Annotated in this window: 29 protein-coding genes and 1 pseudogene; 12 read left to right on the forward strand and 18 right to left on the reverse strand. The window is 66.1% G+C overall.

Features of this window, described 5'->3' with window-relative positions; translation table 11 throughout:
• Positions 1–39 precede the first annotated feature (39 nt).
• From H1S04_RS15855 to H1S04_RS15870, 4 genes are all read right to left on the reverse strand, one after another.
• Positions 40–504 carry a MarR family winged helix-turn-helix transcriptional regulator gene (locus H1S04_RS15855; RefSeq protein WP_298947872.1) on the reverse strand — a complete coding sequence of 155 codons (465 nt, stop codon included), beginning with the start codon at positions 502–504 and terminating at the stop codon, positions 40–42.
• The gene (locus tag H1S04_RS15860; RefSeq protein ID WP_255435653.1) at positions 501–1,352 is read right to left on the reverse strand and encodes a carbon-nitrogen hydrolase family protein; all 852 of its coding nucleotides are present in this window, start codon (positions 1,350–1,352) and stop codon (positions 501–503) included. Before H1S04_RS15860 ends, H1S04_RS15855 begins: the two co-directional genes overlap by 4 nt.
• 3 nt (positions 1,353–1,355) lie before the next feature.
• Complete coding sequence (grxC, locus tag H1S04_RS15865) at positions 1,356–1,613, reverse strand: glutaredoxin 3 (protein ID WP_181746488.1); 258 nt, start codon at positions 1,611–1,613, stop codon at positions 1,356–1,358.
• Positions 1,614–1,716: 103 nt separating this feature from the next.
• Positions 1,717–2,448: a double zinc ribbon domain-containing protein gene (locus H1S04_RS15870; RefSeq protein ID WP_181746489.1), complete on the reverse strand. Its 732-nt coding sequence runs from the start codon at positions 2,446–2,448 to the stop codon at positions 1,717–1,719.
• Positions 2,449–2,479: 31 nt separating this feature from the next.
• Here H1S04_RS15870 and H1S04_RS15875 point away from each other — a divergent pair, with 31 nt between their 5' ends.
• The 5 genes from H1S04_RS15875 to H1S04_RS15895 all read left to right on the forward strand — a co-directional run bounded on the left by H1S04_RS15875 (position 2,480) and on the right by H1S04_RS15895 (position 5,810).
• Positions 2,480–3,325, forward strand: coding sequence for a methyltransferase domain-containing protein (locus tag H1S04_RS15875; RefSeq protein ID WP_181746490.1), 846 nt, complete (start codon positions 2,480–2,482; stop codon positions 3,323–3,325).
• The gene (hemH, locus tag H1S04_RS15880; RefSeq protein ID WP_181746491.1) at positions 3,322–4,338 is read left to right on the forward strand and encodes a ferrochelatase; all 1,017 of its coding nucleotides are present in this window, start codon (positions 3,322–3,324) and stop codon (positions 4,336–4,338) included. Before H1S04_RS15875 ends, hemH begins: the two co-directional genes overlap by 4 nt.
• A 45-nt stretch (positions 4,339–4,383) precedes the next feature.
• A complete protein-coding gene (locus H1S04_RS15885) occupies positions 4,384–4,722 on the forward strand; it encodes a 4a-hydroxytetrahydrobiopterin dehydratase (protein WP_181746492.1) in 339 nt (112 codons plus the stop codon).
• Between the two features lie 23 nt (positions 4,723–4,745).
• Complete coding sequence (locus H1S04_RS15890; protein ID WP_181746493.1) at positions 4,746–5,123, forward strand: DUF488 domain-containing protein; 378 nt, start codon at positions 4,746–4,748, stop codon at positions 5,121–5,123.
• Positions 5,124–5,255: 132 nt separating this feature from the next.
• On the forward strand, positions 5,256–5,810 hold the full coding sequence (locus tag H1S04_RS15895; protein WP_181746494.1) for a hypothetical protein: 555 nt from the start codon (positions 5,256–5,258) through the stop codon (positions 5,808–5,810).
• A 60-nt stretch (positions 5,811–5,870) separates the two neighbouring features.
• Here the strand turns inward: H1S04_RS15895 and H1S04_RS15900 are convergent, their stop codons facing one another.
• A complete protein-coding gene (locus H1S04_RS15900; protein ID WP_181746495.1) occupies positions 5,871–6,476 on the reverse strand; it encodes a L,D-transpeptidase in 606 nt (201 codons plus the stop codon).
• Between the two features lie 219 nt (positions 6,477–6,695).
• Between H1S04_RS15900 and H1S04_RS15905 the strand changes: the two genes are divergently transcribed.
• Complete coding sequence (locus H1S04_RS15905) at positions 6,696–7,208, forward strand: CAP domain-containing protein (RefSeq protein ID WP_181746496.1); 513 nt, start codon at positions 6,696–6,698, stop codon at positions 7,206–7,208.
• An 84-nt stretch (positions 7,209–7,292) separates the two neighbouring features.
• Here H1S04_RS15905 and H1S04_RS15910 read toward each other — a convergent pair whose 3' ends face one another.
• Positions 7,293–10,331, reverse strand: coding sequence for a calcium-binding protein (locus H1S04_RS15910; protein WP_181746497.1), 3,039 nt, complete (start codon positions 10,329–10,331; stop codon positions 7,293–7,295).
• A gap of 189 nt (positions 10,332–10,520) precedes the next feature.
• Between H1S04_RS15910 and H1S04_RS15915 the strand changes: the two genes are divergently transcribed.
• The 5 genes from H1S04_RS15915 (at position 10,521) to rfbA (ending at position 15,783) form a co-directional block, all read left to right on the forward strand.
• Positions 10,521–12,230: a glycosyltransferase gene (locus tag H1S04_RS15915; protein ID WP_181746498.1), complete on the forward strand. Its 1,710-nt coding sequence runs from the start codon at positions 10,521–10,523 to the stop codon at positions 12,228–12,230.
• Between the two features lie 66 nt (positions 12,231–12,296).
• A complete protein-coding gene (gene rfbC, locus H1S04_RS15920) occupies positions 12,297–12,851 on the forward strand; it encodes a dTDP-4-dehydrorhamnose 3,5-epimerase (protein WP_181746499.1) in 555 nt (184 codons plus the stop codon).
• A 3-nt stretch (positions 12,852–12,854) separates the two neighbouring features.
• A complete protein-coding gene (rfbB, locus tag H1S04_RS15925; protein WP_181746500.1) occupies positions 12,855–13,892 on the forward strand; it encodes a dTDP-glucose 4,6-dehydratase in 1,038 nt (345 codons plus the stop codon).
• Between the two features lie 173 nt (positions 13,893–14,065).
• Positions 14,066–14,914, forward strand: coding sequence for a dTDP-4-dehydrorhamnose reductase (gene rfbD, locus H1S04_RS15930; protein WP_181746501.1), 849 nt, complete (start codon positions 14,066–14,068; stop codon positions 14,912–14,914).
• Positions 14,911–15,783 carry a glucose-1-phosphate thymidylyltransferase RfbA gene (gene rfbA, locus H1S04_RS15935; protein ID WP_181746502.1) on the forward strand — a complete coding sequence of 291 codons (873 nt, stop codon included), beginning with the start codon at positions 14,911–14,913 and terminating at the stop codon, positions 15,781–15,783. The genes rfbD and rfbA overlap by 4 nt, the downstream gene beginning before the upstream one ends.
• Positions 15,784–15,785: 2 nt before the next feature.
• On the opposite strand, the gene gph is transcribed toward rfbA, so the two are convergent.
• From gph to H1S04_RS15995, 12 genes and pseudogenes are all read right to left on the reverse strand, one after another.
• Positions 15,786–16,430 carry a phosphoglycolate phosphatase gene (gene gph / locus H1S04_RS15940; RefSeq protein ID WP_181746503.1) on the reverse strand — a complete coding sequence of 215 codons (645 nt, stop codon included), beginning with the start codon at positions 16,428–16,430 and terminating at the stop codon, positions 15,786–15,788.
• 7 nt (positions 16,431–16,437) lie between these two features.
• Positions 16,438–17,136: a ribulose-phosphate 3-epimerase gene (gene rpe, locus H1S04_RS15945; protein ID WP_181746504.1), complete on the reverse strand. Its 699-nt coding sequence runs from the start codon at positions 17,134–17,136 to the stop codon at positions 16,438–16,440.
• Positions 17,137–17,319: 183 nt separating this feature from the next.
• A complete protein-coding gene (locus tag H1S04_RS15950; RefSeq protein ID WP_181746505.1) occupies positions 17,320–18,252 on the reverse strand; it encodes a glycosyltransferase in 933 nt (310 codons plus the stop codon).
• Between the two features lie 251 nt (positions 18,253–18,503).
• Positions 18,504–19,049 (reverse strand): hypothetical protein, encoded by a 546-nt coding sequence (locus tag H1S04_RS15955; RefSeq protein WP_181746506.1) that lies wholly within the window; start codon positions 19,047–19,049, stop codon positions 18,504–18,506.
• A gap of 9 nt (positions 19,050–19,058) precedes the next feature.
• Positions 19,059–19,793, reverse strand: a complete 735-nt coding sequence (gene flgH, locus H1S04_RS15960) for a flagellar basal body L-ring protein FlgH (protein WP_181746507.1) — start codon at positions 19,791–19,793, stop codon at positions 19,059–19,061.
• Complete coding sequence (gene flgA / locus H1S04_RS15965; RefSeq protein WP_181746508.1) at positions 19,790–20,221, reverse strand: flagellar basal body P-ring formation chaperone FlgA; 432 nt, start codon at positions 20,219–20,221, stop codon at positions 19,790–19,792. Before flgA ends, flgH begins: the two co-directional genes overlap by 4 nt.
• Positions 20,221–21,006 carry a flagellar basal-body rod protein FlgG gene (flgG, locus tag H1S04_RS15970; protein WP_181746509.1) on the reverse strand — a complete coding sequence of 262 codons (786 nt, stop codon included), beginning with the start codon at positions 21,004–21,006 and terminating at the stop codon, positions 20,221–20,223. Before flgG ends, flgA begins: the two co-directional genes overlap by 1 nt.
• 11 nt (positions 21,007–21,017) lie before the next feature.
• The gene (locus H1S04_RS15975; protein ID WP_181746510.1) at positions 21,018–21,737 is read right to left on the reverse strand and encodes a flagellar hook-basal body complex protein; all 720 of its coding nucleotides are present in this window, start codon (positions 21,735–21,737) and stop codon (positions 21,018–21,020) included.
• Between the two features lie 2 nt (positions 21,738–21,739).
• Positions 21,740–22,027: pseudogene (locus tag H1S04_RS15980) on the reverse strand (flagellar biosynthetic protein FliQ); the annotation flags it as partial.
• Complete coding sequence (locus H1S04_RS15985) at positions 22,008–22,292, reverse strand: flagellar hook-basal body complex protein FliE (protein WP_181746512.1); 285 nt, start codon at positions 22,290–22,292, stop codon at positions 22,008–22,010. The pseudogene H1S04_RS15980 and the gene H1S04_RS15985, both read right to left, overlap by 20 nt.
• 11 nt (positions 22,293–22,303) lie before the next feature.
• Positions 22,304–22,696, reverse strand: coding sequence for a flagellar basal body rod protein FlgC (flgC, locus tag H1S04_RS15990; RefSeq protein WP_181746513.1), 393 nt, complete (start codon positions 22,694–22,696; stop codon positions 22,304–22,306).
• Between the two features lie 3 nt (positions 22,697–22,699).
• Positions 22,700–23,050, reverse strand: coding sequence for a FlgB family protein (locus H1S04_RS15995; protein WP_370470481.1), 351 nt, complete (start codon positions 23,048–23,050; stop codon positions 22,700–22,702).
• A 147-nt stretch (positions 23,051–23,197) separates the two neighbouring features.
• On the opposite strand from H1S04_RS15995, the gene H1S04_RS16000 reads away from it, so the two are divergent.
• On the forward strand, positions 23,198–24,517 hold the full coding sequence (locus H1S04_RS16000; protein ID WP_298948200.1) for a FliI/YscN family ATPase: 1,320 nt from the start codon (positions 23,198–23,200) through the stop codon (positions 24,515–24,517).
• The last annotated feature ends 87 nt before the right edge of the window (positions 24,518–24,604 follow it).

The following is a 24,604-nucleotide window of genomic DNA, read 5'->3' on the forward strand; positions in this document are numbered from 1 at the left end:
CGCGCAGGCCACCTGCCCGAGACGACCGGGCATTGCGGATCAATCCGTCTCCAGCCGGTCGCGCAGGGCGCGCAACACCGGCAATGCGGCACGCACGCGCTCGGCCCCGATGTCGCGGACGACATCGCTCATCGCCGGCAGGATGGCCGCCAGCGCCGCGTCGCGGGCGGCGCGGCCGGCAGGGCTGATCGACACGAACTTGCGCCGCGCGTCGTCCCAGTCGGGCCGGATATGGACATGCCCCGCCCATTCCAGCCGGGCGAGGGTATTGCTCATCGCGCCACGAGTCACGTGGAAGGCTTCGGCCAGCTGGGCAGGCGTGCGTTCGTCCGAGATATGGGCCAGCAGATTCAGCACCGAGAAATGCGAAATCTGCATCCCGCCCGGCAGCGTGCGGCCGATCATCGCCCGCGCAAGCTGTTCGACGACCAGCACCTCGGCAAAGAGGCTGGCCGCGACCGACGCGCGGTTGGGGTCGTCCGGTGGGGGCGGCAGTTCGGTCACGGGCCCTCGAAAGGCTGATCGGCATGGATGGCGGGAATACGGGACCGTGCCTTGTCTACCGCGTTCAAGTCAAGTGAAACGATCAGTACGCCCAGATCTTCCCCAGCGTCACCAAGGACTTCACCCCAGGGCGACACCGCCAGACTGTGCCCGAAGCTTCGCCGGGGCCGCGGATGCGCCGCATGGTCCGCCGCGTGCAGTCCGCATTGCGCCGGCGCCAGCACGAAACAGCCGGTCTCGATCGCGCGGGCGCGCAGCAGAACGTGCCAATGCGCGGCGCCGGTGGTGTCGTTGAAGGCGGCAGGCACGGTCAGGATTCGCGCGCCCGCCTGCGCCAACGCGCGGTAAAGCTGCGGGAAACGCAGGTCATAGCAGACGCTCAACCCGATAGGCGCCGGTCCCTGCGCCAAAGCCGCCCGCGCACCCGGACGATAGGCTTTCGATTCGGCATAGGACTCCGTTTCGGAAATGGTGACGTCGAACATGTGGATCTTGTCATAGCGCGCCGCGATCGCCCCGTCCGGCGCAATCAGGAAGCTGCGATTGACAAGACGCGGCTCGGCCGGGTCATCGGCTTTCAGCGCCAGCGATCCGATCAGCAGCCAGACCCCCAGCTCCGCCGCCTGCGCCCGCAGCGCCTTCAGCGTCGGATCCTCGGCCTCGTGGCGGATGACGCGGTCGCGCCAGCTCCGATCGGCCGAGATCAGATTCGTGCATTCGGGCGTCGCGATCAGACCCGCGCCCCGCCCGGCCGCCTCCGCGATCAGCGCGCGGGTCAGCGGCAGGTTCGCCGCCGGGTCATCCCCGACGGACAACTGCACCAGGCCGGTGATCAGCGCGCCGGACATGGATCAGGCGGCCAACAGCGGATCAAGCCTGCCGTCGCGATCCAGCGCATGCAGATCGTCCGAGCCGCCGACATGGCGCTCGTCGATGAAGATCTGCGGCACCGTCCGCCGTCCGCCGGCGCGCCGGGTCATCGCGTCGCGCAGCGCCGGGTCACGGCTGACATCGATCTCGGCATAGGCCACGCCCTTGCGGGTCAGCAGGGTCTTGGCGGCCTGGCAATAGGGGCAGGTAGGCGTGGTGTAGATCTCGACTTGGGCCATGGTTCATCCTCGGTTCCGGTTGCCAGCGATTTAGGTGCGGGGCGGCAAGATTTCCAGACAACTGCCTGCAAGAACAGGTGTCCATGCGCTTCAATCCTGATGCCTATTCCTTCACCGCCCGCGCCAGAACGGCGACGCAAACGGTGGCCGCGCCGGCGGCCAGCAGGGCTTGGGCCGCGGCGGACATGGTCGCCCCCGAGGCCATGACATCATCGATCAGCAGCACCGAACGGCCTTGCAGTTCCGCCCGGTGACGCGGTGCAACCGCCAGCGCATCCTGCAGGTTGGCGTAACGCTCCTCCAGGCGGCGGTGATCCTGCGCGGGGGTCTGCCGCGTGCGATACAGAAGTGAGGGGTAGTGCGGCAGCCCGTGGACCTTGGCCGTCTGGGCCGAAAGCAGCGCCGCCTGGTTGAACTTGCGCTGCATCAGCCGCCGTGGGTGCAGCGGGATGGGCACCACGATCATACCCTCGCGCAGGATCGGCGCGACGGCCAGGGCCAGCCACCCGCCCAATGGACCGGCAAGGTCGGGCCGGTCGCCATGTTTCAGCGCCAGCACCAGATCGCGGCCGATCCCGCGATAGACAAGCGCCGCCCGACCATGCCGCCATGGCCGCGCCATGGTCAGGCAGTCGTCACAAATCAGCGAGCCATCGGCCCCGGACATATCCTCGCCCGCGTCGCCGGGCAGCGGCACCCCACAGCGGCGGCAGGCGCAGCCCGAGACGAATTCGCAGTCGCGCCAACACCTTGGGCAAAGCGCGCCGTCCTGGTCCACGGCCCCGCCACAGCCCAGACATTGCGGCGGATAGATCATCCGCAATGCCGCTTTCATCGCCCGCGGAAGGGTTTTATGACTGAAGCCCATGAATCCCGTATCCAATCCTCCCGACAGTCCAGCCGCCCCCCGTCGCCTGATCGACGCGCATGCGCTGCGGCTGCATCGCGACCGTGCCGGCATGCTTGGTCCCGCGGACCCGCTGCATCGAATCGCGCTCGATGAGGTGCAGGATAGGCTGGCAGAGATTAACAGGCCCTTTACACGCATCGGAATTGTCACCGCCTGGCCCGGATTCTGGCAGGCGGCCTTCCCCGATGCGCATGTCACCACCGCGGCCGAGCGACTGGACCTGCCCGAGGGGCTGGATCTGGTCATCCATGTTCTGGCGCTGCACTGGGCTGAAGATCCGGTCGGCCAGATGGTGCAATCGGCTCGCGCGCTGAAGCCGGACGGGCTGTTCATGGCCGCCTGCCTCGGCGGCGAGACGCTGGTGGAGCTGCGCGACACCCTGACCCGCGCCGAGATCGAGACCACCGGTGGCCTGTCGCCGCGTTTCCTGCCCATGGGCGAGATCCGCGACCTTGGCGGCCTGCTGGCACGGGCGGGCCTCGCGCTCCCGGTCGCCGACCATCTGCCGCTGCGGCTGTCCTATCGCGACCTGTTCCATCTGGCCGCCGACCTGCGCGCCATGGGCGAAACCAATGCGCTGACCGAGCGGTTGCGCCATTTCACCCGGCGCGCGATCTTCGCCCGCGCCGCTGCCGATTACGCGACACGCTATCCCGATCCGGCCGATCCGGCCCGGATCATCGCCACCTTCGACATGATCTTCCTGACCGGCTGGGCCCCCGATGCCAGCCAGCAAAAGCCCCTCCGCCCCGGCTCGGCGAAATTTTCCCTGACCGAGGCCCTGACCCCGAGAACGCCATGATCCCCGCCGACCACCCCAAGACGCCGCAGCCGAAAACCGGCATCCTGATCGCCAATCTGGGCACGCCTGACGGCTATGATTATTGGTCGATGCGGCGCTATCTGGCCGAATTCCTGTCGGACAAGCGCGTCATCGACTATCCCGCGTGGAAATGGCAGCCGCTGCTGCAAGGCATCATCCTGACCAAGCGGCCCTTCACCTCGGGCGCGAATTACAAGCTGATCTGGAACGAGGAGCAGAACGAAAGCCCCCTGATGACGATCACCCGCGAACAGACCGAGGCGCTGCGCGCCCGCGCCACCGCCGAATGGGGCGATCGGGTCATGGTCGAGTTCTGCATGCGCTACGGCAACCCCTCGACCGACGCGGTGCTGGACCGGATGGTCAGGGCCGGCTGCCGGCGCATCGTCTTCCTGCCGCTTTATCCGCAATATGCGGGGGCGACTTCGGCCACGGCGAATGACCAGCTGTTCCGGGCGCTGATGACGCAGAAATGGCAGCCCGCCGTGCGCACGGTCGATCCCTATTTCGATCGCCCGGATTATATCGCGGCCCTCGCCGGTTCCGTCCGCCGGACGCTGGAAGGCAAGACCGCGACCAAGCTCGTCGCCTCCTATCACGGGATGCCCAAACGGTATCTGGAGGAGGGCGACCCCTATCATTGCCAATGCCAGAAGACCTCGCGCCTGCTGCAGGAGGCCCTTGGCTGGCAGGACGGCATCCTCGATACCAGCTTCCAATCGGTTTTCGGGACCGAGGAATGGCTGCGCCCCTACACGGTCCAGCATGTCGCCGAGCTGGCACGTCAGGGCCATACCGACATCGCCGTGATCTCGCCCGCCTTCGCCGCCGATTGCATCGAGACGCTGGAGGAGATCAACGGCGAGATCCGCGAGGCCTTCCTCCATGCCGGCGGCAAGACCTTCACCTATATCCCCTGTCTGAACGCCGAAGACGCCCATATCGAGGTGATGATGAACGTCATCCGCGACAATATCAGCGGCTGGGTCTGATCCGCAGGCAGAATCGGTGCTAGACTGGGCAGCAAGGAGGACCCGATGCCCGACAGCCCGCTTGCCCAGAAAACCTGTACCCCCTGCGAGGGTGGCACCCCCGCCCTGCCCGAAGACGCCGCGCGGCAGATGATGGTCCAGTTGGACGGCTGGACGCTGTCCGACGATCGGCGAAGCATCCTCAAGCGCTTTGAATTCAAAGGCTTCGCCAAACCAGTCGAGCTGGCGAACCTCGCGGCCTGGCTGGGAAACAAGCAGGGTCACCACCCAGATATCCGCTTCGGCTGGGGCTATTGCGAGGTCAGCTTCACCACCCACGCCGCAGGCGGCCTGACCGAAAACGACTTCATCTGCGCCGCGAGGCTGGATGCCCTGCTGGCCTGATTCCCCAAAACCGGAGGGCCTCTGTGACCGCATTCCCGCCCGCCGCCAACCTACAGCTGAAGCGCGCCTATGACCCGGCGCTGCCCTCGGACGGGACGCGCATCCTTGTCGACCGGCTATGGCCGCGCGGGGTCAGCAAGGAACGCGCGGACCTTGGCGCATGGATGAAGGACATCGCGCCTTCGACCGCGCTGCGCGAATGGTTTGGACATGACCCGGCCCGCTGGGGCGCGTTCCAGTCCCGCTACCGCGCCGAACTGGCCGATCACCGGGCCGAGCTGGACGAAATTCGCCAGCTGGCGCAGAAGGGCATCGTCACGCTGGTCTATTCTGCCCGCGACGAGGTCCACAACGATGCCGTCGTCCTGCGCGATGTGCTGCTGGGAAAGCGGCATGATTGAGCCTTGCAGGATCCGCAATCGGATGAGGCGAGGCGTCCCCCTGCTGCGCATCAGGGCGCGAGACCGCTGCGGTTGCGGGCGATGGCCACGCAGGGCAGGATCGGCGCGATCTCCCCGCGGAAGGACAGGGTAATGAGGTTTTCCCGACTGCTGCTGGCCACGCTGTTGGCGCTGCCCGCCGCCGCCATGGCGGAAGATGTCGACATGGTCGCGATGTTTGCCACCGCCGAGCAGCAAGGGCGCACCGGGGTGGCCCGCAAGACCAGGCCGGTCGACGCCCGCCCCGCCATCCCCGGAGAGGTCATCGTGACGGTGATCGCCGGCGAAGGCGTCGAAACCCGCAGCAAACCAGCCGAGGCCGGCGATCAGGTCGTGCGCAACCGCTGCCCGGAAACCGGAAACGAGCAATACCTGATCAAGGCCGCCAGGTTCCCCGAACGCTATGCCTCGCCCGGTGCGCCGGATCTCGATGGCTGGACCAGCTATGTCCCGCGCGGCAAGGAGACGGGCTATTTCCTCATCCCCGAAGGCGAAGGCCCCTACAGCTTCATCGCCCCCTGGGGCGAGCCGATGGTGGCGAAAGCGGGCGACGCGATTCTGCGTAACCCTGCGGACGCAAGCGATGTCTATCGCGTCGCCGGCGCGTCCTTCGCCTGCAGTTATGAAATCACCCGCCGCGCATTCTAGTCATGCAAAAGGCGCGGCCCTCGGCCGCGCCCCCTGTCGTCGTCATCGCGTGGCGCGGCTCTAGATCAGCAGCACCTGGGTGCCGATCTTTGTCAGGTCGAACAGTTCCTTGATGTGTTCGTTATACAGCCCAATGCAGCCGTTCGAGGACTTGCGGCCGATCTTGCGCGTGTCGTGGGTGCCGTGGATGCGGTAATACTGCCAGCTCAGCCACAGTGCATGGGTGCCCAGCGGATTGTCCGGCCCCGGCGGCACGAAGGGCGGCCATTCGGGGTTGCGCTTGCGCATCTCGGGCGTGGGCGACCAGCTGGGGCCAACGACCTTCTTGATGATCTCGGTCCGGCCGCGGCGTGTCAGTTCCGGCGAGACCGGGATCGAGGACGGGTAAAGCTTGTAGGTTGAGCCATCCTCGGACCAGAAATGCACGGCGCGCGAGGTCAGGTCGGCCAGAATCGCGCCGTTGGTCAGGTTGCTGAAATAGGGCTGCCATTCCTGCGCGCGGAAGCTGGAAATGTTGCGGCGCTGATCGGCCTCGGGGTCGTATTGCACCTGGCCCGCGTCAGGCGTCTGCTGCGCCAGCGCCGGCGCTGCCAGACCGGCCGCACCAAGCGCGGTCGCGGTGGTCAAGAAATTGCGGCGGCTGAAGCCGCGGGTTGTCTCACTCATCTCTGTCTCCTGCTCCGGCCATCTTCCGCAGCCTTGCGGTTATATATCCGCGATACGCCCGGCGACGGCGAGTCGACAAATCAAACTGTTGTCAACCGGCCAGATCGGTTCGGAAATGTGTTGAAAATCACGCAATATTGGCTTTGCGCCATGATCGCGCCGCGTTACACGGTCCAAAAAACACAAGCAGGATCACGATCGAGGATCACGAGGGGCAGCATGAAGCAGTTCATCATCTTGGCGCTGGCAGGGCTGACGCTGACCGCCTGCGCGCCGCGCAATCCGGGCGCGCAGCTTGGGCCGGACGGCCAGCCGATTCCGGTGGCCTATACCATCAACGCGGCCGAGGCCGCGGCAATTCCCGAACGCGTTCTGGGGCAGGTCAACAGCCTGCGGGCGGGCTCTGGGGCCGCGCCGCTGCGCCTCGACCCCGCGCTTGCCGCCGCGTCGGCGGCGCATTCGCGCGACATGGCCGCCCAGAACCGCGCCTGGCATTTCGGCTCTGACGGTTCCTCGCCGCTCGACCGGGCGCGCCGCGCTGGCTATTCCGGCCATCTGGTGGGCGAGAATATCAGTGAAAGCTATGAGAACGACATCGCCACCCTGCAGGCCTGGATGCAGGCGCGCGATACCCGCGATGTCATCATGGACCCCAGCGCGACCACGCTCGGCGTGGCCTGGTATCAGGAGCCTTCGCGCAAGATCTGGTGGACGCTGGTGACCGGAAAATAGGCACGCGCCGAAACAGGAAAGCACCCAGGGCGCCGCCACGGTGGCTGCGCCCTGGGTTTCTTCATGGCGTGGCGCGGGCCTGCGCTAGAACAGCAGGTCGTAGGGGCTGAAATCCCCCCCAAGGATATCGATGTACAGGTCGGCGCGGCCGTCGCCATTCATGTCGACATCCAGCCGCACCCTGTCAGGCAACTCGGTCATCCGCAGCTCGGTCCCCCCCGTTCCCGTGAAGGTGAAGTTGCCCAGCCATACCGGTGTGCCGGGAGAGCGGGTCATGTCGATCACATCCTCGCCGCTACGGAAATCAGTGATGACGTTGACGGCGCCCCCTTGCCCGGCCGGCGGCGCGAAAACGAAGACATCCGCGCCGAAGCTGCCGCTCAGCGTGTCATGGCCGTCGCCGGCCACGAGCGTGTCATTACCGGCGCCGCCCTTCAGGATGTCATCTCCCGCCTTGCCGTCCAACTGGTCGTCCCCCGTTCCGCCTTCCAGAAGATCCGCGCCCGCGCCGCCATCCAGCGCATCGTTGTCGCTACCGCCATAAAGGCTGTCGTTGCCGCCGCCACCCAGCAGACTGTCCCGCCCCACCTCGCCATAAATCCCGTCGCGGCCCTCTCCGCCGACCATGTGATCGGCATCCGCGCCGCCCCACATCAGGTCGTCGCCGAAGCCGCCATCCATGATGTCGCGGCCGTTCTCGCCCATCATCCGGTCGTTATCCGCGTCGCCGAACAGCACGTCCTGCCCGTCGCCGCCCCGCATGAAGTCATGGCCGCGGCCGCCGAACAGCCGGTCATCGCCGGCATTTCCGAACAGCCGGTCATTGCCATCATCGCCGCGGATGGTGTCATTGCCCGTCTCGCCGAAAATCTGGTCCGCGCCTGACCGGCCATAGGCGAGATCATCGCGCGCGCCCAGCAGCGCAAAATCGGCCCCGAGACCGCCAATCACGGTATCATTGCCGTCCTCGGCAAACAGGATGTTGTCGCTGCCATTCGCCCGCATCAGGTCATTGCCGTTCCCCCCGAGGATCTGGGTGCGGTTGCCCCTTCCGATCAGGTTGTCATGCCCATCGCCGCCGAGGATCTTGTCCGCCCCCTCCATCCCGAAGATCAGATCGCTGCCCGCGCCTCCCCGCAGCACATCATTGCCGGCGCCGCCCAGGATCACGTCATTGCCCGCGTCACCGTCGATGAGGTCGGTCAGATCGTGGCCCCAGATCCGATCATCCCCCGCACCGCCCCGAAGGACGTTATAACCCGCGCCGCCATGAATGCGGTCATGCCCGGCCTGGCCGTTCAGCGTGTCGTTGCCGGCACCCCCACTGAGGAGATCCGCCCCGGCGCCGCCATGGATCTGGTCGTTGCCATTACCGCCATACAGCAGGTCCTGATCCCATCCGCCGATCAGCAGGTCATGCCCGTTCATGCCATTCAGCATCGCCCCCGCCTTGGTGACTATCATGCGATCGGCGAGATTGGTCCCATAGCGGATGTCGGATTTGACCGTCAGCGGCGGCAGCGGCGCAGGCGGAACATAGCCTCCCGTCGGCCCCCCGTTTGTCGGCGGGGTCGAGGGCGTTCCCGGATCGGGCGTCACCGGCTCGACCAGGTCGGTATAGTCGATGTTGTTGGCGAAATGGGCCAGGCGGAACATCGATTCGGTGAAAAACCACGGCTGCAGCATGGTCCCCGATATGGTCTGAACCTCAATCTTCAGGGGGCCTGTCACCAGCAGCGCACCGGTCGAGGTCGGGATGATATTCAACTGATCGATGCTGCGGATGTAACCAAGCTCGGACAGGTCGATCTGGTCGTTCCGGGGATCGAAATCGGCGATGGTCACCTGCTCGGTCGCGTGGCCCGGCAGGAAAATATCGGCGCCGCCACCGCCCTGCAGCACGACCACGCCTTCACGCGCGATCAGGATGTCGTCGCCTGCCCCGCCCGACAGGGTGGATGCCGGGCCGGTGCCGATCAGGATGTCGTCATTCGCGCCGCCGCCGACCTGTCCGCTGCCGACAAGCGACACGCCCAGCGTTCCCGGATCGAAGAAAAACTGGCTGATCCCGACCTCGGTCGCGCTGGTGACGAAGACCGAGATCCTGCCGTCAATGACATGCGCCACGATGGTGGAGACATCGGCGAGGGCGAAGGCGTCGCTGTCCTCGATCGTGGCGAGCAGGATCAGTCTGCCCTGGCCATCCAGTGTCAGCACCGAAATGCCATCGTCGCCGCCACCGACGAAGACAAAGGCCCGCCCGTCGAGTTCGGCCGTCGCCATCGCGGTAACGGCCTGAAACCGGGTCGAACCGGAATCGACGACGTGATCGGCCAGCACGAGGCCGCCCGTCGCGGTGATGCGAAATACCGAGAGGGAGTCGCTCTCGCCGCCCGAGACGATCAGGAACGGCCCGGTCGCGGTATCGACCGCAGCCACCTCGCGCGGGGCGGCGATGCCCACCGTGTTCGCCCCGCCGATCTGTCCTTTCATGGCGATGCCGTCGGGACCGACCGAAAGTACCGCCAGTGCGTTGCCCTGCGCCGATGCGGCATAGGCGTAGGTTGCGGCGCCGACTGTGATGATGTCGATCCCGGTATATTCGCCGTCGACCGTCTGCACTTTCGGCCCCGCCGCCTCGCCCAGCTTCACGAGATCGGCGCCGTTCCGCGCGAACAGGGACAGCGACATGCTGCCGTTGCGGTTGGCCAGCAGGTAATCCTGTCCGTTCACCGCAAAGGCCTCCAACCGGACGACATCCGAGCCGAGCGTCGCAGGCAGCAACGGCAACACCGTGCCGAACTTGCCCGAGCCATCCAGCGGTTGGCCGTTCTGCGCACTTCCCTGCATGCCGGTCACAACCATCTGCATGCGGCCGTCCACGCTCAGGACCAGCACGTTCGGATCGGCGAGATAGAGCGGATAATCGACCGCAGGCCGATAGCTGACGCCCACCGCAGCATCCTCGGCCCCGGACAGTTTGTAGGTCATGATCGCACCGCCGCCCGACACGGCCACCAGGATCGGCCCCGCCGGCCCGTCGACGATCACGCTGTCCTTGAAGTTGGTGCTGTTTTGCACCTTCTTCCAGACATGGGTGGCCACATGGCCGTATCGCAGCATGCCGCACTCCCAACCGTTTCGCGCCACCTGCGAAATTGGCAGACAAAGATTAAGAAAGTCTTCCCGCCGGCCTCGGAAATGGCGCTCGCCGCAGAAATATCCCTAAAACTTGACCCAGCGCCCGGCACGCGGCCTTGCCGGGGGGCGCGCGCCATGGAAAGACGACCGGGGTAATTCGAGGCAGATGCAATGAAACTGGGCGATCACGTCATAAATGCCTTTCGCCAGATCGACCGGGCGATCCGGGTGCGCGGCCTGGGCCACACGCTGACGCTGAGCCTGCGCGTGCTGATGCAGGAAGGGCCCACCGGGGTGAAACGGCGGCTGGAGGCCCTGGGTCCGGCGCTGCGGACGGGTCGACCAAGCGGGCCGGGTTCGGTCCTGATCCTGACGGTCCCACATACCCTGCATTTCGCGCGCCGGATGCAGGCCGTACTGGCCGAAGCCGGCATCACGGCGGAACTCTCCGACAATGACCGTGCCGCGCGCGATTTCGACACGGTTTTCGCCATCGCGCCGCATAATTTCCCGGCCGCCGCCCCGGATCGCTGCGTCGCCTTTCAGGTCGAGCAATCAGTCATGCCGGACCGCTGGACTCCAGAATATCTGGAACAGCTGGGCCGGTTCCGGGCGGTTCTGGAATATTCCCAGATCAATATTGCGGCGCTTCAGGGCAAGGTTCCGACCTCGAAGATCTTCCATGTCCCGCTGACACCCGCGATCAGCGCCGCACCCGAAAAGCCGGCCACGCCGTCGGTGCTGTTCTATGGCGACGTCACGCCCGAACGCCGAGCCCGCCTGCTGAACCAGATCGCCCGCGCTGTCCCCGAACTGACGATAGAGACCAATCTTTTCGGTCCGCGCATGGCCGAGCGGCTGGACGCCGCCACCATCGTGCTGAACCTCCATTCCCGTGCCGGAGGCCTGCTGGAGGTCGCGCGCATCTCGGAAGCGCTGGCGCATGGCAGCGTCGTGGTCAGCGAGACCTCACCCGATCAGGCCGAATACCCCGAGCTGGACGGCCGCGTCCTGTTCACGCCCGAAGGCGATGCCGAGGCGCTGATCGCGGCGCTGCGCGCGCTTCTGGACGATCCGGCCGGACTGCGCGCCATGCAGCTTTCGGCGCCGGACGGCCCCGACCGTTTCCGGCTTGGCTTCCTGCGGGCTCTGCAGGGTCTGGGCATGATTACTCCCGACACATTCGAGGCCCTTGCCACCGATTACCCGGCCGTCTTCGATCCGCGGCAGGACCTTCCGCGCACCTGCCTGACGCTGCCGGAGACACCCGGCCGCACGCGGGCATTCCTGGAAAACGACGCCGGCGACTATCTGATCTGGCCCGGCATGAAGGCCAATCCGGGTTGGCGGGGCTGCGCGCTCAGCTATCGTCACATCATGCGGCAGTTCCGCGAGGCCAATATCACCGAGGCGCTGGTGGTCGAGGACGATGTTGTCCTTCCGCAGGATTTCGACAGCAAGCTGGAAACCGTTCGCCGCTATATGGATGAATGCGGCGCCGATATGTTTTCCGGGCTGATCGTCGATCTGCACCGCGATGCCGTCGTGTCCGGGGTCGAACGGCGCGACGGGCTATGCCTGGTCCAGCTTGACCGGGCGGTGATGACGATCTGCAATCTCTACCGAACGCGGATGATCGAGCATATGGCGAATTGGGACGATCAGGACGACAACGCGTTTTCCAACACCATCGACCGCTACATGGAACAGGCCACGCATCTGCGCGTCGTGACGACGCTGCCCTTCATGGTCGATTACGGCGCCAGCCTGCCCTCGACCCTGCGCGAGGCCGACAACCACAAGTTCGACGCCCTGCGCGCCCGGTCCGAAGCCCTGCTGGTCGAGAAAGTCGCCACCTTCGAGGCCAACCAGCGCGGCTGAGTGGCGGCTTGTATGCTGGCGCCGACTATGGCAGTTCGGCGGCGGCCCCAAAAGCAGGATCAGGCGATGCAGATCGAAACCACCTCCCTTCCCGGCGTGCTGCTGCTGACGCCGCGCCGCCACGGCGATGCGCGCGGCTTCTTCAGCGAAAGCTGGAACCGTAAGACGCTGGAGGATGCCGGCGTCCATCTGCCGGAATTCGTGCAGGACAACCACTCGATGTCCGGTGCCGTTGGCACGCTGCGCGGGCTGCATTACCAGTCGCCGCCAATGGCGCAGGGCAAACTTGTGCGCTGTGGACGCGGGGCGCTGTATGACGTGGCGGTCGACGCACGGCGCGGCAGCCCGACCTATGGCCAGTGGTTCGGGGCCGAGCTGAGCTTTGAAAACGGCCGGCAATTGTGGATTCCGGCGGGTTTTCTGCACGGCTTCGTCACGCGCGCACCCGATACCGAAATCGTCTATAAATGCACCGCGCATTATTCGGCCGCAAATGACGGCGGGGTCCGCTGGGACACCGTCGGCATCGACTGGGGCGTCGACGCGCCAATCCTGTCGGACAAAGACCGCGACGCGCCGGCCTTCGCCGACTGGCAATCCCCCTTCACCTATGAGGATTGAGTCATGAAGATTCTGGTTACCGGCGGCGCCGGCTTCATCGGCTCGGCTGTGGTGCGGCAGGCCCTTCGTGCCGGGCATGAGGTCGTGAACCTCGATGTGCTGACCTATGCAGCGAATCTTGAAAACGTGGCCAGTGTCTCGAACGCGCCGGGCTATGCCTTCGAGCAGGCCGACATCCGCGACCGCGCGGCGCTTGACCGGATCTTCGCCGATCACCGCCCCGACGCGGTGATGCACCTGGCCGCCGAAAGCCATGTCGACCGCTCCATCGACGGGCCGGGCGCCTTTATCGAGACCAATATCACCGGCACCTATAACCTGCTGGAGGCCGCCCGTGCCTACTGGACCCGTGCAGGCAAGCCCGAGGGCTTCCGCTTCCACCATATCTCGACCGACGAAGTTTTCGGGTCGCTGGGCGAGGACGGCCAGTTCACCGAGGAAACCCCCTATGACCCGCGCAGCCCCTATTCGGCGTCAAAGGCCGCGTCCGACCACCTGGTCCGCGCTTGGCACGAAACCTATGGCCTGCCGGTGGTCATGACCAATTGTTCGAACAATTACGGCCCCTTCCATTTCCCCGAAAAGCTGGTGCCGGTGGTGATCCTGAAGGCGCTGTCGGGGCAGCCGATCCCGGTCTACGGCGACGGCGGCAACGTCCGCGACTGGCTGTATGTCGAGGATCACGCCGACGCGCTGCTTTGCGTGCTGGAGAAGGGCCAACTGGGCCGCAGCTATAACATCGGCGGCGAGAACGAGGCGAAGAATATCGACCTCGTGCGTACCATCTGCGCCCATATGGACGATCTGCACCCCGAGGGCGCGCCCCATGCGCGGCTGATCACCTTCGTGGCCGACCGTCCCGGACATGACCGCCGCTATGCGATCGACCCCACCCGCATCCGGGAAGAACTGGGCTGGCGCCCCTCGGTCACGGTCGAGGAAGGGCTGCGCCGCACCGTCGAATGGTATCTCGCAAACGAGGACTGGTGGCGGCCGCTGCTGGACCGCGACGGTGTCGGCAAGCGGCTGGGGAACGGGTAGGCCCTGATGGATGCGGCGCCGCCCCGCACGATCTGGACGCGCCGGCCGCAGGTTGCGCGGTCGGCGCCGGGCGCGAGACCGGCGTGCGAACCGGTCGTGCCGCCCGGAAAAGATTCTGACTTTGCGTATCACCGGGCCTTTGCATCTCGCAGCCTGGAACTGCAGGAAAATCCATGACCCTTCTGATCTTTGGGAAAACCGGACAGGTCGCGCAGGAACTGGCGCGCCGCGCACCCGGCGCGCAGTTCGCCGGACGTGAAACCGCCGATCTGACCGATCCCGCCGCCTGCGCGGCACTGATCCACCAGACGCGTCCCGGCGCCGTCATCAATGCCGCCGCCTATACCGCCGTCGACAAGGCGGAATCTGACGCGGCCACCGCGGGGCTGGTCAACGCCCAGGCGCCGGCTGCCATGGCTGCGGCCTGCGCGGAACTGGGCATCCCCTTCGTCCATTTCTCGACCGACTACGTTTTCGACGGCTCGGGTGTCGCGCCGCGGGCGGAAGATGCCCCGACCGCGCCCCTCGGCGTCTATGGGCTGACCAAGCTTGAGGGCGAGCGTGCCATTCAGGCAGCGGGCGGCCAATACGCGATCATGCGGACCAGTTGGGTCTTTTCGGCGCATGGCAACAATTTCGTCAAGACCATGCGCCGGCTGGGTGCCGAACGCGACCGGCTGACCATCGTGGCCGACCAGATCGGCGGTCCCACCGCCGCCGCCGATATCGCGGCCGCTGCCCTGAGCGTGGCGCAGACGATGACCGCCGATCCCGCCAAGGGGGGCATCTATCACTTCGCGGGCGCCCCCGATGTCAGCTGGGCCGATTTCGCCCGCGAGATCTTCGCCCAATCCGGCCTGACCCCCGAAGTCGTGGACATTCCCAGCAGCGACTATCCCACCCCAGCGCGGCGGCCACTGAACTCGCGCCTCGACTGCGCGGCCATCACCCGCGATTTCGGGATCGCGCGGCCCGACTGGCGCGTTTCGCTGCAAGACGTCATCAAGGAGCTTCGCGCATGACCCAACGCAAGGGCATCATCCTCGCCGGGGGATCCGGCACGCGCCTTTACCCGATCACCATGGGCGTCTCGAAACAGCTGCTGCCGATCTACGACAAGCCGATGATCTATTATCCGATCAGCGTGCTGATGCTGGCCGGCATCCGCGAAATCGCCATCATCACCACCCCCGACGATCAGGAACAGTTCCGCCGCCTGCTGGGCGATGGCGCCCAGTGGGGGATGGATTTCACCTATATCGTCCAGCCCTCGCCCGACGGGCTGGCGCAGGCTTACCTGCTGACGCGCCAATTCCTGAACGGCGCGGGCTCGGCCATGGTGCTGGGCGACAACATCTTCTTCGGGCATGGCCTGTCGGAGCTGCTGGCTGCCGCCGATACCAAGCCGCAGGGGGGCACCGTCTTCGGCTATCGTGTTGCCGACCCGGAACGGTATGGCGTGGTCGATTTCGATGCCCAGGGCCGGGTGCGCTCGATCATCGAGAAGCCTGCCAACCCGCCGTCGCCATTCGCGGTGACGGGGCTGTATTTCCTCGACAATACGGCCTCGGACCGCGCGGCCGAGGTGCGCCCCTCGGATCGGGGCGAGCTGGAAATCACCACCTTGTTGGAGACCTACCTCCATGACGGGCTGCTGACGGTCGAGCGGATGGGCCGCGGCTATGCGTGGCTGGATACCGGCACTCATGGCAGCCTGCTGGATGCCGGCAATTTCGTGCGCACGCTGGAACGCCGTCAGGGCCTGCAAACCGGCTGCCCCGACGAGATCGCCTTCGATCAGGGCTGGATCGACGCCGAGCAGCTGTCCCGCCGCGCCCAGCTTTTCGCCAAGAACGACTATGGCCGCTATCTGGCCGGTCTGCTGAAATAGGCTCAGCCCAAGGCGCGGATCAGCGCCGGCAGCGCGCCGAAATCCGCAAACAGCGCCCGATGCGGCAGCGTGTCGGCCGCCGCCTTGCGGTAGCCTTCGGTGAACAGGAAGAAGGGCAGTCCGGCGGCTTCCGCGGTCGCCGCGTCCACCTCGCTGTCGCCGACATAGGCGCCGGGTCCCCCGCCCATGCGGCGCAGGGTTTCAAGCAGCGGCGCCGGGTCGGGCTTGCGCGGCAGGCCGCTGTCGCCGCCCACGATCACCTCGAAATAGGGCAGCAGCCCCAGATGCCGCAGTACCGCCAGCGCTGGTGCGGCCGGCTTGTTGGTGCAGACGCCCAGCCGGTGACCCGTCGCCTGCAGGACCTGCAACGCGTCCTCGACGCCCGGATAGGGCTGGGTTAGCGTCACGGCCTCCGCGTAACGGCCGATCAGGTTCTCGGCCATGCGGACGGCGCGGGCCGGATCATCGATGCCGCGCACAGCCAGCAGACTGTTCACGAGATGCGGGACACCATGCCCGACAAAGCCGCGCACCGTCGGCAGATCGACCCCGGCCAGCCCCTCATCGGCGAGCACCAGATTGACCGTGGCATGAATATCCGGGGCGCTGTCGATCAGCGTGCCGTCGAGGTCGAAGGCGATATTCATGCCTGTTTCATCCCCGGTGCAGCGCCGATTCGGCGGCCTCACGAATGGCGCGGATATTTTCGCCATAGACCTGCGGCGCGGCGACCGAGCCCCCCTTGAAGACCGCCGAGCCCGCGACCAGCACATCCGCGCCGGCCCTGGCCACCAGCCCTGCCGTCTTGGGATCTACCCCGCCATCCACCTGGATATGGATCGGCCGGTCCCCGATCATGCCCCGCAGACGGGCGATCTTGTCGACCTGGTTGTGAATGAATTTCTGGCCGCCGAAGCCGGGATTTACCGACATCACCAGCACCAGATCGGCCAGATCCAGCACATATTCGATCGCCTCCAGCGGCGTGCCGGGGTTGAGCGCCACGCCCGCTTTCTTGCCGGTGGCGCGGATCGCCTGCAACGTGCGGTGGATATGGGGACCGGCCTCGACATGGGCGGTGATCAGATCGGCGCCGGCCTCGGCATAGGCTTCGATATAGGGATCGACCGGCGCGATCATCAGATGAACGTCCATGAAGGTGTTCACATGCGGACGGAACGCTTTCACCGCGGGCGGCCCGAAGGTCAGATTGGGGACGAAATGGCCGTCCATCACGTCGACATGAACCCAGTCGGCGCCCTGGTCTTCGATGGCGCGGATCTCGCGGCCGAAATCGGCGAAATCGGCGGACAGGATCGAGGGCGCGATCTTGATATTGCGGTCGAAACTCATGACAGGCCTCGCGGGGGAATGGGTGAATGGGCCAGAGCGTTATGGCCGAATGCGGCCTTGCGTCAACCGCGCAAATCGGCGGGCAGCATCGACTGGTGCGTGGCATGGTCGAAACCCGCCAGAACGGCCCGCTATTGCGCCGTCCTCAACGCCCACCCGGCCGCGACGGATGGCCGCCACAATCTAGGCCGGGCGCCGCAGCCGTCCCGCAAGTACGGCGGCATAAAGCGCCGCCGTCCCCGAGCGGGTCTGCCGCCGCAGCCGCAGCCGAGCGAAATCCCGCGCCATGCGCCAGCCGGGCTGGGTCAGGGCATGATCGAAATCTGCCAGAACTGCCCGGTTTTCCGCCGTCAGCAACGCCGACGCGGCCGACAGGGCAGCCACATTGTCATGCACCCAGCCGCCATAATTCCCGGCGAAAAGCTGATCCAGCCGCGCCTTCATCGCCGCAATGGTATCATTGCGACCCTTCAGATTGTCACCATGCTGGCGATACAGAAGCACCTCGGCATCGTCGCGGATGATCCCCAGCCCCGCGCCGGAAACCACCTGATAGAGCCACCAGTCATGCGACTCGAGCCCGATTTCCATTGCGGGCGGCGCGGCCGCGCGCGCCAACCGGATTGCGGCGGGCGTCAGCACGCAGGTATTGCCCGCCGTCACCGCCTGCACCAGCGCATTTCTGAAGTTGAAGGGTCCGGCGAAGCGGCGCGACCCCGCCAGCGGCGTCAGATCCGCATCGCAGATCGTCGTGCAGGCCGAATAAAGCCCCGCCTCGGGCTGCGCGCGCAGCGCCGCCAGGGCCCGGCTCAGCTTGTCGGGTCGCCAGACGTCGTCCTGATCCGCAAGCGAGAGATATTCGTCCCCGGCCGGCAGCGTCATCATCGAGAGGAAGTTCCGCGTCGCGCCGGCGCATGGCCCCGAGATCAGGGAAACGCGCCCGGCCGGAAAGGCCGCCGCGAAGTCCTGCACAATTGCCGGCCCCGCATCGGTGGACCCATCGTCCGAAACCACCAGTCGCCAGTCCCGGTGATCCTGTGCTGCGATGCTGTTCAGCTGCGCCGCCACATGCGCCGCGCCGTTATACAATGCCAGACCGATCAGAACCCGCGCCAATTCACTCTCCTGCCCCTGGCCGGGGCGGCGATGGGGCCGCGCCCGACAGCGTCACGCGCCCAAGACGCGCGCAGCACATCTAGCCGTGCCACCGCAGAGTGCAAGCCAGACCGGCTTTTTGTCATGCCCCTTCCCGCCGGCCGCCCGCGCCCCCCACCGTCGTGCGCAGCGCCGTCGGGGCCGCGATTGCATGGCCGGCCGTCCCGGTGCAATTTCATGCCAGGCCAGCCCGATGGCAGCCCGGCCCGATCTCAGGCGGCATCCTGACGGGCGATATCCTCGATCAGCACGTCCAACACGACGCCGCCCGTCACCTCGGCGGCCGTCTTCATCAGCGATTCGCGCAAGCGCCGCATGCGCGGCTCGATGGTATAATTACCATCAAAGCCACCGGTATTCGCCTGGATCAACAGCGTTCGCAGGAAGGCATCCCGCAGGCGAAATTCCTGCTTGAAGATTGCTTCCTGCTGGGCGACCGGCATTTCGACGGTCAAGGTCATCACCATCACGCCGTCCAGCCGGTCGCCATGCATGACCGGGACGAAGAATTGCGAGGGAAAGCGGAAATAGGCCGTCGTCGCCTCGCCTTGCGGGGCACCGGTTTTGGCCGAGCCCTTGGCGCGGTGATCAGCCTCCGCCGCTTCCGGCGCGCCGTCCTGTGCATTCGTCCCCTGCGGTTCCCCTTCGGAGGGCGGCTGGTCGGCTGCGCCCTCCTGTGGGCGCAGCATCTCGCCGCCGAACAGACCGCCGATGGCCGCGATCACGATGGCAAGCAGCGGTATCAGCTTCTTCACCATGGCGACCTCTCAATAGGGCAGGATCATGTCGGCGACCTGCTGGCCATAGCGCGGCTGCTGCACGTCCATCATCTGCCCGCGCCCGCCATAGGAAATCCGCGCACCGGCAATGCGGTCATAGGCGACCTCGTTGTTGCGACCGATATCCTCGGGGCGGACGAAGCCCGACACCAGCAGCTCGCGCATTTCGAAATTGACGCGAACCTCCTGGCTGCCCTGGATGTGCAGTGTGCCGTTCGGCAGTCGGTCGATGACCGTGGCCGCGACCCGCAGCGTCAGCTTGTCCCGGCGCGAAACCTTGCCGTTCCCCTTGTAGGTCGACGACGAATTCGCATCGACCGCATTGTCCATCGAGGCGCCCGCAGTCATCCGCTTGTCCAGGCTTTGCGGCAGACCGGCAAAATCGGGGATGCTGACCTTATCCGCCGCCGAGCGCGACCGGTTCGAACTGTTCGAGATCTCGGCCCGGTCGTCGATTTCGATCACCACGGTGAGGATGTCCCCCCGCGTCGTCGCGCGGCGATCGCGCACCAGCGAACTCTGCTCGCCCGCCCAGAGCGAGGCATCCGCCTCAGGACGCTGCGGGGTTTCGGGCAGGAACAGTTCGGGCGTGGTCATCGCGGCAAATTCGGGGGTGCTTTGCGGCTCGGACATGGTGGGGGGGCGGCCAAGATGATCGGTCCGGTTGCAGGCTGCGGTGGCGGCGAGAAGGAGGGCGGCCAGCAGAAGGGTGCGCGGCGTCATTTGAACTCCGTGTTGCTGGAGGTTGAAACAAGGGTGCCGTCGGGTTTGACGACGGCGGAAATCGTATTGCGCGAGGCGAGATTCATGATCCGAACCACGTCGCCTGCGGCGCCTTCGGACAGCGCCCGGCCTTCGGCTTCGATGCGCAGCGGCCCGGCATCGAAGGCGACCCGCACGATCTGGTTGCGCGACACCAGCACCGGCGCGCGCAAGGCACCGGCAACCACCGGACGCCCCTCATAGATCGCCACGCGGGCCTGCTGGCCGACCGCAAGCGCCGGATCATTGATGCCGCCGGGCACCTCCTCGATCCAGGCGACGTCCGACGCGCCGATGATCGTGCCTGCCGGCAGATCCCGAGCGGCCGTCACCGTGGCCTGCGCGGGCGCGGACAGCATAACGGCCAGAAGGGCAAACCCGCTCCGCATCACCGCACCTGCACAGTCGCGCCGAGCATCTGGTCGGCGGCGGTGATCACCTTGGCGTTCAGCTCATACCCCCGCTGCGCCTTGATGAGTTCGGTGATCTCGCGCACCGGATCGACCGAGCTTTCCTCGAGGTATCCCTGCCTGACCGTGCCCAATCCCTCCTGCCCCGGCAGCGAAACCAGCGCCGGTCCCGAAGCATTGGTTTCCAGAAACAGGTTCGAGCCGATCGCCTCCAGCCCCTTTTCGTTGGTAAAGCCCGCAAGCGTCAGCTGGCCCAGCAGCTCCGGCTCGACGCGACCGTCGAAATAGGCATAGACCTCGCCATCGGCGTTGATGGCGACGCTGCGCGTCTCGTCGGGAATGGTGATGCCGGGCGCCACCGGATAGCCGTCCGAGGTCACGATCTGCCCGTCGGGCGAGCGCTTCAGCGCACCGTCGCGGGTATAGCCCGAGCTTCCCGAAGGCATCGTGACCTCGAGATAGCCGAAGCCATCAATCGCGAGGTCGAGATCGCCCCCGGTGGCCGACAGCGTCCCTTGGGCGATATTGACCGTCACCGCCGTCGGACGGGCACCGAGGCCCAGCTGGATCCCCGCGGGAATGACGGTCCCGTCCGCTGCTGAAATGGTCCCCGGCCGGACCACCTGCTGATAATGCAGGTCCGCGAATTCCGCTCGCCGGGCATTGTAGCCGGTCGTGGACATGTTCGCGAGGTTGTTGGAAATCACATCGACCCGTGTCTGTTGGGCGCTCATGCCGGTGGCGGCAATCTGAAGGGCTTTCATGGGAAACTCCGTTAACGGGTCAGGGCGGTGATGGCGTCGCGGATGCGCTTGTCTTCGCGGTCGAGAAGGGTCTGACCCATCTCGTAGGCGCGCTGCACCTCGATCATGCGGCTGATTTCGGCGATGGGTTCGACATTGGAATCCTCCAGAAAACCCTGCTGGATCCGCGCGTCCTCGGCGGGTTGCAACGTGGCGTCGCCGGTTTCGAACAGGGTCCCGCCATTGCGCAGCATCGCGGCCGGGTCGGGGGCGGCGAAAACGCCCACCCGCGCCAGTTGCAGGCCGTCGGCCGACAGCGTGCCATCCGGGCCGATGGCCACCTGTTTGGTGCCGGGGGGGATCTGGATCGGCGCCAGCCCCTCGTCGAGCAGGCGATGACCGTCCGCCGTCATCAATTCACCATCGGCAGAGGCCAGAAAGGCCCCGGCGCGGGTGATGCGGGTGCCCTGCGCTGTCTCGACGGCGAAGAACCCTTCGCCATCGATGGCCAGATCATAGGTGCCCCCGGTCATGGACATGCCCCCCTGTTTCAAGTCCAGCAGACGGCCGCGGGCATTCGCCATCGACAGGCCCTCGCGTCCTTTTCCCGTCGCGGTCAGATATTCGGAAAAGACGACCCCTTCGCGGCGAAAGCCGTTGGTATTGGCATTGGCGATATTGTTGGCGATGACGCGCATTTCGCGCATCAGGCCCGATTGCCGGGTCAGCGAGGCGTAGATGGCGTTATCCATGCTCAGTTGCCCGCGATCAGGGGAATGACGGCCTCGGTGAAGAAGCCTGACAGAATGGCGGTCATGAAGCTCATCGAGACCCAGAAGACCGCGAGCATCAGGCCGACTTTCGGCACGAAGGTCAGCGTCATTTCCTGAACCGAGGTGAGCGCCTGGAACAGGCCGATGGCCACGCCCGCGATCAACGCGACTGCCAGCAACGGCGCCGACATCCGCACCGCGATCCACAGCGCCTGACGAACAAGGTCGAAGATGAGGTTTTCATCCATGTCACACCGGCATCCGCAGGATTTCCTGATAGGCCTCGACCACCTTGTCGCGAATGGCGACGGCGGCATCGAGCGCCAGCTCTGCCTCGGTCAGGGACTGGACCAGGGCATTCGTGTCGGCGCTGCCGGACATGGCGCCGATGGCGGTCTGGTCGGCCGCGGCCATCGCCTGTTCGAACCCATGGGCGGCAGCGCTCATGCCGGCCCCGAGCGGTTGCTGGGGCTGCGGCGGCGTCGCCTCGGTCGCACGCAGATAGGCGGTGATGGCATTGGTGGGGGTAATCATGCAAAATCCTTTCAGCGGCGCAGCAAATCAAGAAGCGAGGAAGACATCTGCCGGGCCTGCTCGAAGATGCGCAGATTGGCCTCGTAGCTGCGGCTTGCCTCGCGCGCGTCGGCCATCTCGGTCACCAGGTCGACATTCGAACCGTCATAGAAGCCCTGCGCGTCAGCCATCGGATGGGCGGGATCGTGGATACGTTCCAGGGAACTGCGATCAAGCTGCGGCTGCGACGCCTCGACCAGGCCATTCGGGCGGCCATGATCGAGAACCGCATCGAAGGTGACCAGCTTGCGGCGATAGCCCGGCGTATCGGCATTGGCGATATTCTCGGACACGTGCCGCAGCCGGTCCGCTTGTGCACGCATCCCGAAAGCGGCGATCCGGGTGGCAGAGATCTGGTTCTCCATCACTTACCCCCGCCGCCCCAGAGCGGTGCGCAGCATGGTCAGTGAGGACCGGTAGACCGCGAGCGAAATATCGTGCTGGCGCTTGGTTTCGGCATTCTTGACCATCTCCTCCTCCAGCGAGACGGAGTTGCCGTTGGGCGCCCGGCCACCCTGATCCTCGGTCACGCGCATCGCGGTCGCGCCCCCGTCGGACGAGGTGAAATGCCCCGCGCGCGTCGCCCGGATCGGGTTGGCGGCGGCATTGCGATACGTTTCGGAAAAGGGAGCCAGGTCCCTCGCGCGAAAGCCCGGCGTGTCGGCATTGGCCACATTTCCGGCGATCACCTTCGCCCGCTCCGCCGCATGCGCGGTCATGGCTCGCGCCATGCGGATCGTTTCAAGTTTTTCCAACAAAGAGGCTTCTCCTCCACTGTGATAAACCCGGTCTTAACCTCAACTGGTTTAAAAACCCTTTCGAGCCGGGCGGATCCCGGCACAAAGCGAGGCGAAAAATTGGATAAAATTGAATCCATTGCGGCAAGGATCAGCCGGCTGCGCCCGGCCCGCTATTTCGGTCGCGTAGAGGAGATCCGCGCCGGGCTGGTGCGCGTCTGTGGCCTGAATGCGCATGCTTCGATCGGGGATCGGGTGCTGCTGTCGCGGGAACTGGACCTGACAGGCGAGATCGTCGCATTGGGGGCGACAACAGCGGAAATCCTGCCGGAATCGCCCGTGAATGGCCTGTCCATCGGCACCGAGGTCGAGTTGACCTTCGCCCCCCGCCTTGCGCCATGCGCGGCGTGGATCGGCCGTATCGTCGACCCGTTCGGCCGGCCCCTGGACGGCCGCCCCCTGCCCCACGGAAGCGAGGAGCGCAGCTTCAGCGCAGCCGCGCCGGCTGCGGTCACCCGCAAGCGGCTGGGCAGCCGGCTCGATACAGGGCTGGCGGTTTTCGATACCCTGCTGCCGATCGTGCGGGGGCAGCGAATCGGTCTTTTCGCCGGGTCCGGCGTGGGCAAATCGACACTGCTGTCAAACCTCTCGCGCGGCGTGCAGGCCGATCTGGTGGTCATCGCGCTGATCGGCGAGCGCGGGCGCGAGTTGCGTGAGTTCGTTGAAAATGTGCTGGGACCGGAGGGTATGGCGCGCGCGGTGGTGGTCGCTGCGACCTCGGACCAGTCGCCGCTGATACGGCGGCGTTGCGCCTGGGCGGCGATGGCGGTGGCCGAATATTTCCGCGACCACGGCAGGCATGTGCTGTTCCTCGCCGATTCAATCACCCGCTTTGCCGAGGCGCATCGTGAAATCGCGCTCGCCTCCGGCGAAAGCCCGTCCTATCGCGGCTTCCCGCCGTCAACCTCGCATCTGATCATGTCGCTGGCCGAACGCGCCGGGCCCGGTCCCGAGGGGGGCGGCGACATCACCGGCATCTTCAGCGTGCTGGTAGCCGGCTCCGACATGGAGGAACCGATCGCCGACATCCTGCGCGGCGTTCTGGACGGTCACGTGGTGCTGGACCGCGCGATCGCCGAGCGCGGGCGTTTTCCGGCCGTCGATGTGCTGCGCTCGGTCTCCCGCTCGCTGCCGCACGCTGCGACCGACGCGGAAAACGCGCTGATCGGCAGGGCGCGGGCCGCACTCGGCGCCTATGCGGAATCGGAATTGATGATCAAGGCCGGGCTTTACGCGGCGGGGTCGGACCCGAAGCTGGACGAAGCGGTCAAGCTCTATCCCGCATTGGATGCGTTCGTGGCCCGAAACAGCCCCGATGGCGCCGCCGCCAGCTTTGCCATGCTGGCCAACGCGCTGCATTTGCCGCGCGGCGGAAACCAGCGCAGCTGAGGCGCGCGCGGGACGGCCCGGAACCCTGCCGGATTAACGAATGTTATCACAGCACGGCATTGCGGTTTATGACCAAATCCTGCACCG

Origin of the sequence: Paracoccus sp. S1E-3 (assembly GCF_013868135.1) — a bacterium.
GTDB lineage: Bacteria > Pseudomonadota > Alphaproteobacteria > Rhodobacterales > Rhodobacteraceae > Paracoccus.

Coding starts and splice junctions, on each gene's coding strand:
- flgG (WP_181746509.1), bottom strand. CDS start 21,006: ATGAAAGCCCTTCAGATTGCCGCCACCGGCATGAGCGCCCAACAGACA.
- rpe (WP_181746504.1), bottom strand. CDS start 17,136: ATGAGTTTCGACCGCAATATCAAGATCGCGCCCTCGATCCTGTCCGCC.
- gph (WP_181746503.1), bottom strand. CDS start 16,430: ATGAATATCGCCTTCGACCTCGACGGCACGCTGATCGACAGCGCCCCG.
- H1S04_RS15895 (WP_181746494.1), top strand. CDS start 5,256: ATGAGGTTTTCCCGACTGCTGCTGGCCACGCTGTTGGCGCTGCCCGCC.
- H1S04_RS15885 (WP_181746492.1), top strand. CDS start 4,384: ATGCCCGACAGCCCGCTTGCCCAGAAAACCTGTACCCCCTGCGAGGGT.
- flgH (WP_181746507.1), bottom strand. CDS start 19,793: ATGACGCCGCGCACCCTTCTGCTGGCCGCCCTCCTTCTCGCCGCCACC.
- H1S04_RS15900 (WP_181746495.1), bottom strand. CDS start 6,476: ATGAGTGAGACAACCCGCGGCTTCAGCCGCCGCAATTTCTTGACCACC.
- H1S04_RS15875 (WP_181746490.1), top strand. CDS start 2,480: ATGAATCCCGTATCCAATCCTCCCGACAGTCCAGCCGCCCCCCGTCGC.
- rfbC (WP_181746499.1), top strand. CDS start 12,297: ATGCAGATCGAAACCACCTCCCTTCCCGGCGTGCTGCTGCTGACGCCG.
- hemH (WP_181746491.1), top strand. CDS start 3,322: ATGATCCCCGCCGACCACCCCAAGACGCCGCAGCCGAAAACCGGCATC.
- rfbA (WP_181746502.1), top strand. CDS start 14,911: ATGACCCAACGCAAGGGCATCATCCTCGCCGGGGGATCCGGCACGCGC.
- flgC (WP_181746513.1), bottom strand. CDS start 22,696: ATGGAGAACCAGATCTCTGCCACCCGGATCGCCGCTTTCGGGATGCGT.
- H1S04_RS15985 (WP_181746512.1), bottom strand. CDS start 22,292: ATGATTACCCCCACCAATGCCATCACCGCCTATCTGCGTGCGACCGAG.
- grxC (WP_181746488.1), bottom strand. CDS start 1,613: ATGGCCCAAGTCGAGATCTACACCACGCCTACCTGCCCCTATTGCCAG.
- H1S04_RS15910 (WP_181746497.1), bottom strand. CDS start 10,331: ATGCTGCGATACGGCCATGTGGCCACCCATGTCTGGAAGAAGGTGCAA.
- flgA (WP_181746508.1), bottom strand. CDS start 20,221: ATGCGGAGCGGGTTTGCCCTTCTGGCCGTTATGCTGTCCGCGCCCGCG.
- rfbB (WP_181746500.1), top strand. CDS start 12,855: ATGAAGATTCTGGTTACCGGCGGCGCCGGCTTCATCGGCTCGGCTGTG.
- H1S04_RS15995 (WP_370470481.1), bottom strand. CDS start 23,050: ATGACCGCGCATGCGGCGGAGCGGGCGAAGGTGATCGCCGGAAATGTG.
- H1S04_RS15860 (WP_255435653.1), bottom strand. CDS start 1,352: ATGTCCGGCGCGCTGATCACCGGCCTGGTGCAGTTGTCCGTCGGGGAT.
- rfbD (WP_181746501.1), top strand. CDS start 14,066: ATGACCCTTCTGATCTTTGGGAAAACCGGACAGGTCGCGCAGGAACTG.
- H1S04_RS15975 (WP_181746510.1), bottom strand. CDS start 21,737: ATGGATAACGCCATCTACGCCTCGCTGACCCGGCAATCGGGCCTGATG.
- H1S04_RS15870 (WP_181746489.1), bottom strand. CDS start 2,448: ATGAAAGCGGCATTGCGGATGATCTATCCGCCGCAATGTCTGGGCTGT.
- H1S04_RS15905 (WP_181746496.1), top strand. CDS start 6,696: ATGAAGCAGTTCATCATCTTGGCGCTGGCAGGGCTGACGCTGACCGCC.
- H1S04_RS15915 (WP_181746498.1), top strand. CDS start 10,521: ATGAAACTGGGCGATCACGTCATAAATGCCTTTCGCCAGATCGACCGG.
- H1S04_RS15955 (WP_181746506.1), bottom strand. CDS start 19,049: ATGGTGAAGAAGCTGATACCGCTGCTTGCCATCGTGATCGCGGCCATC.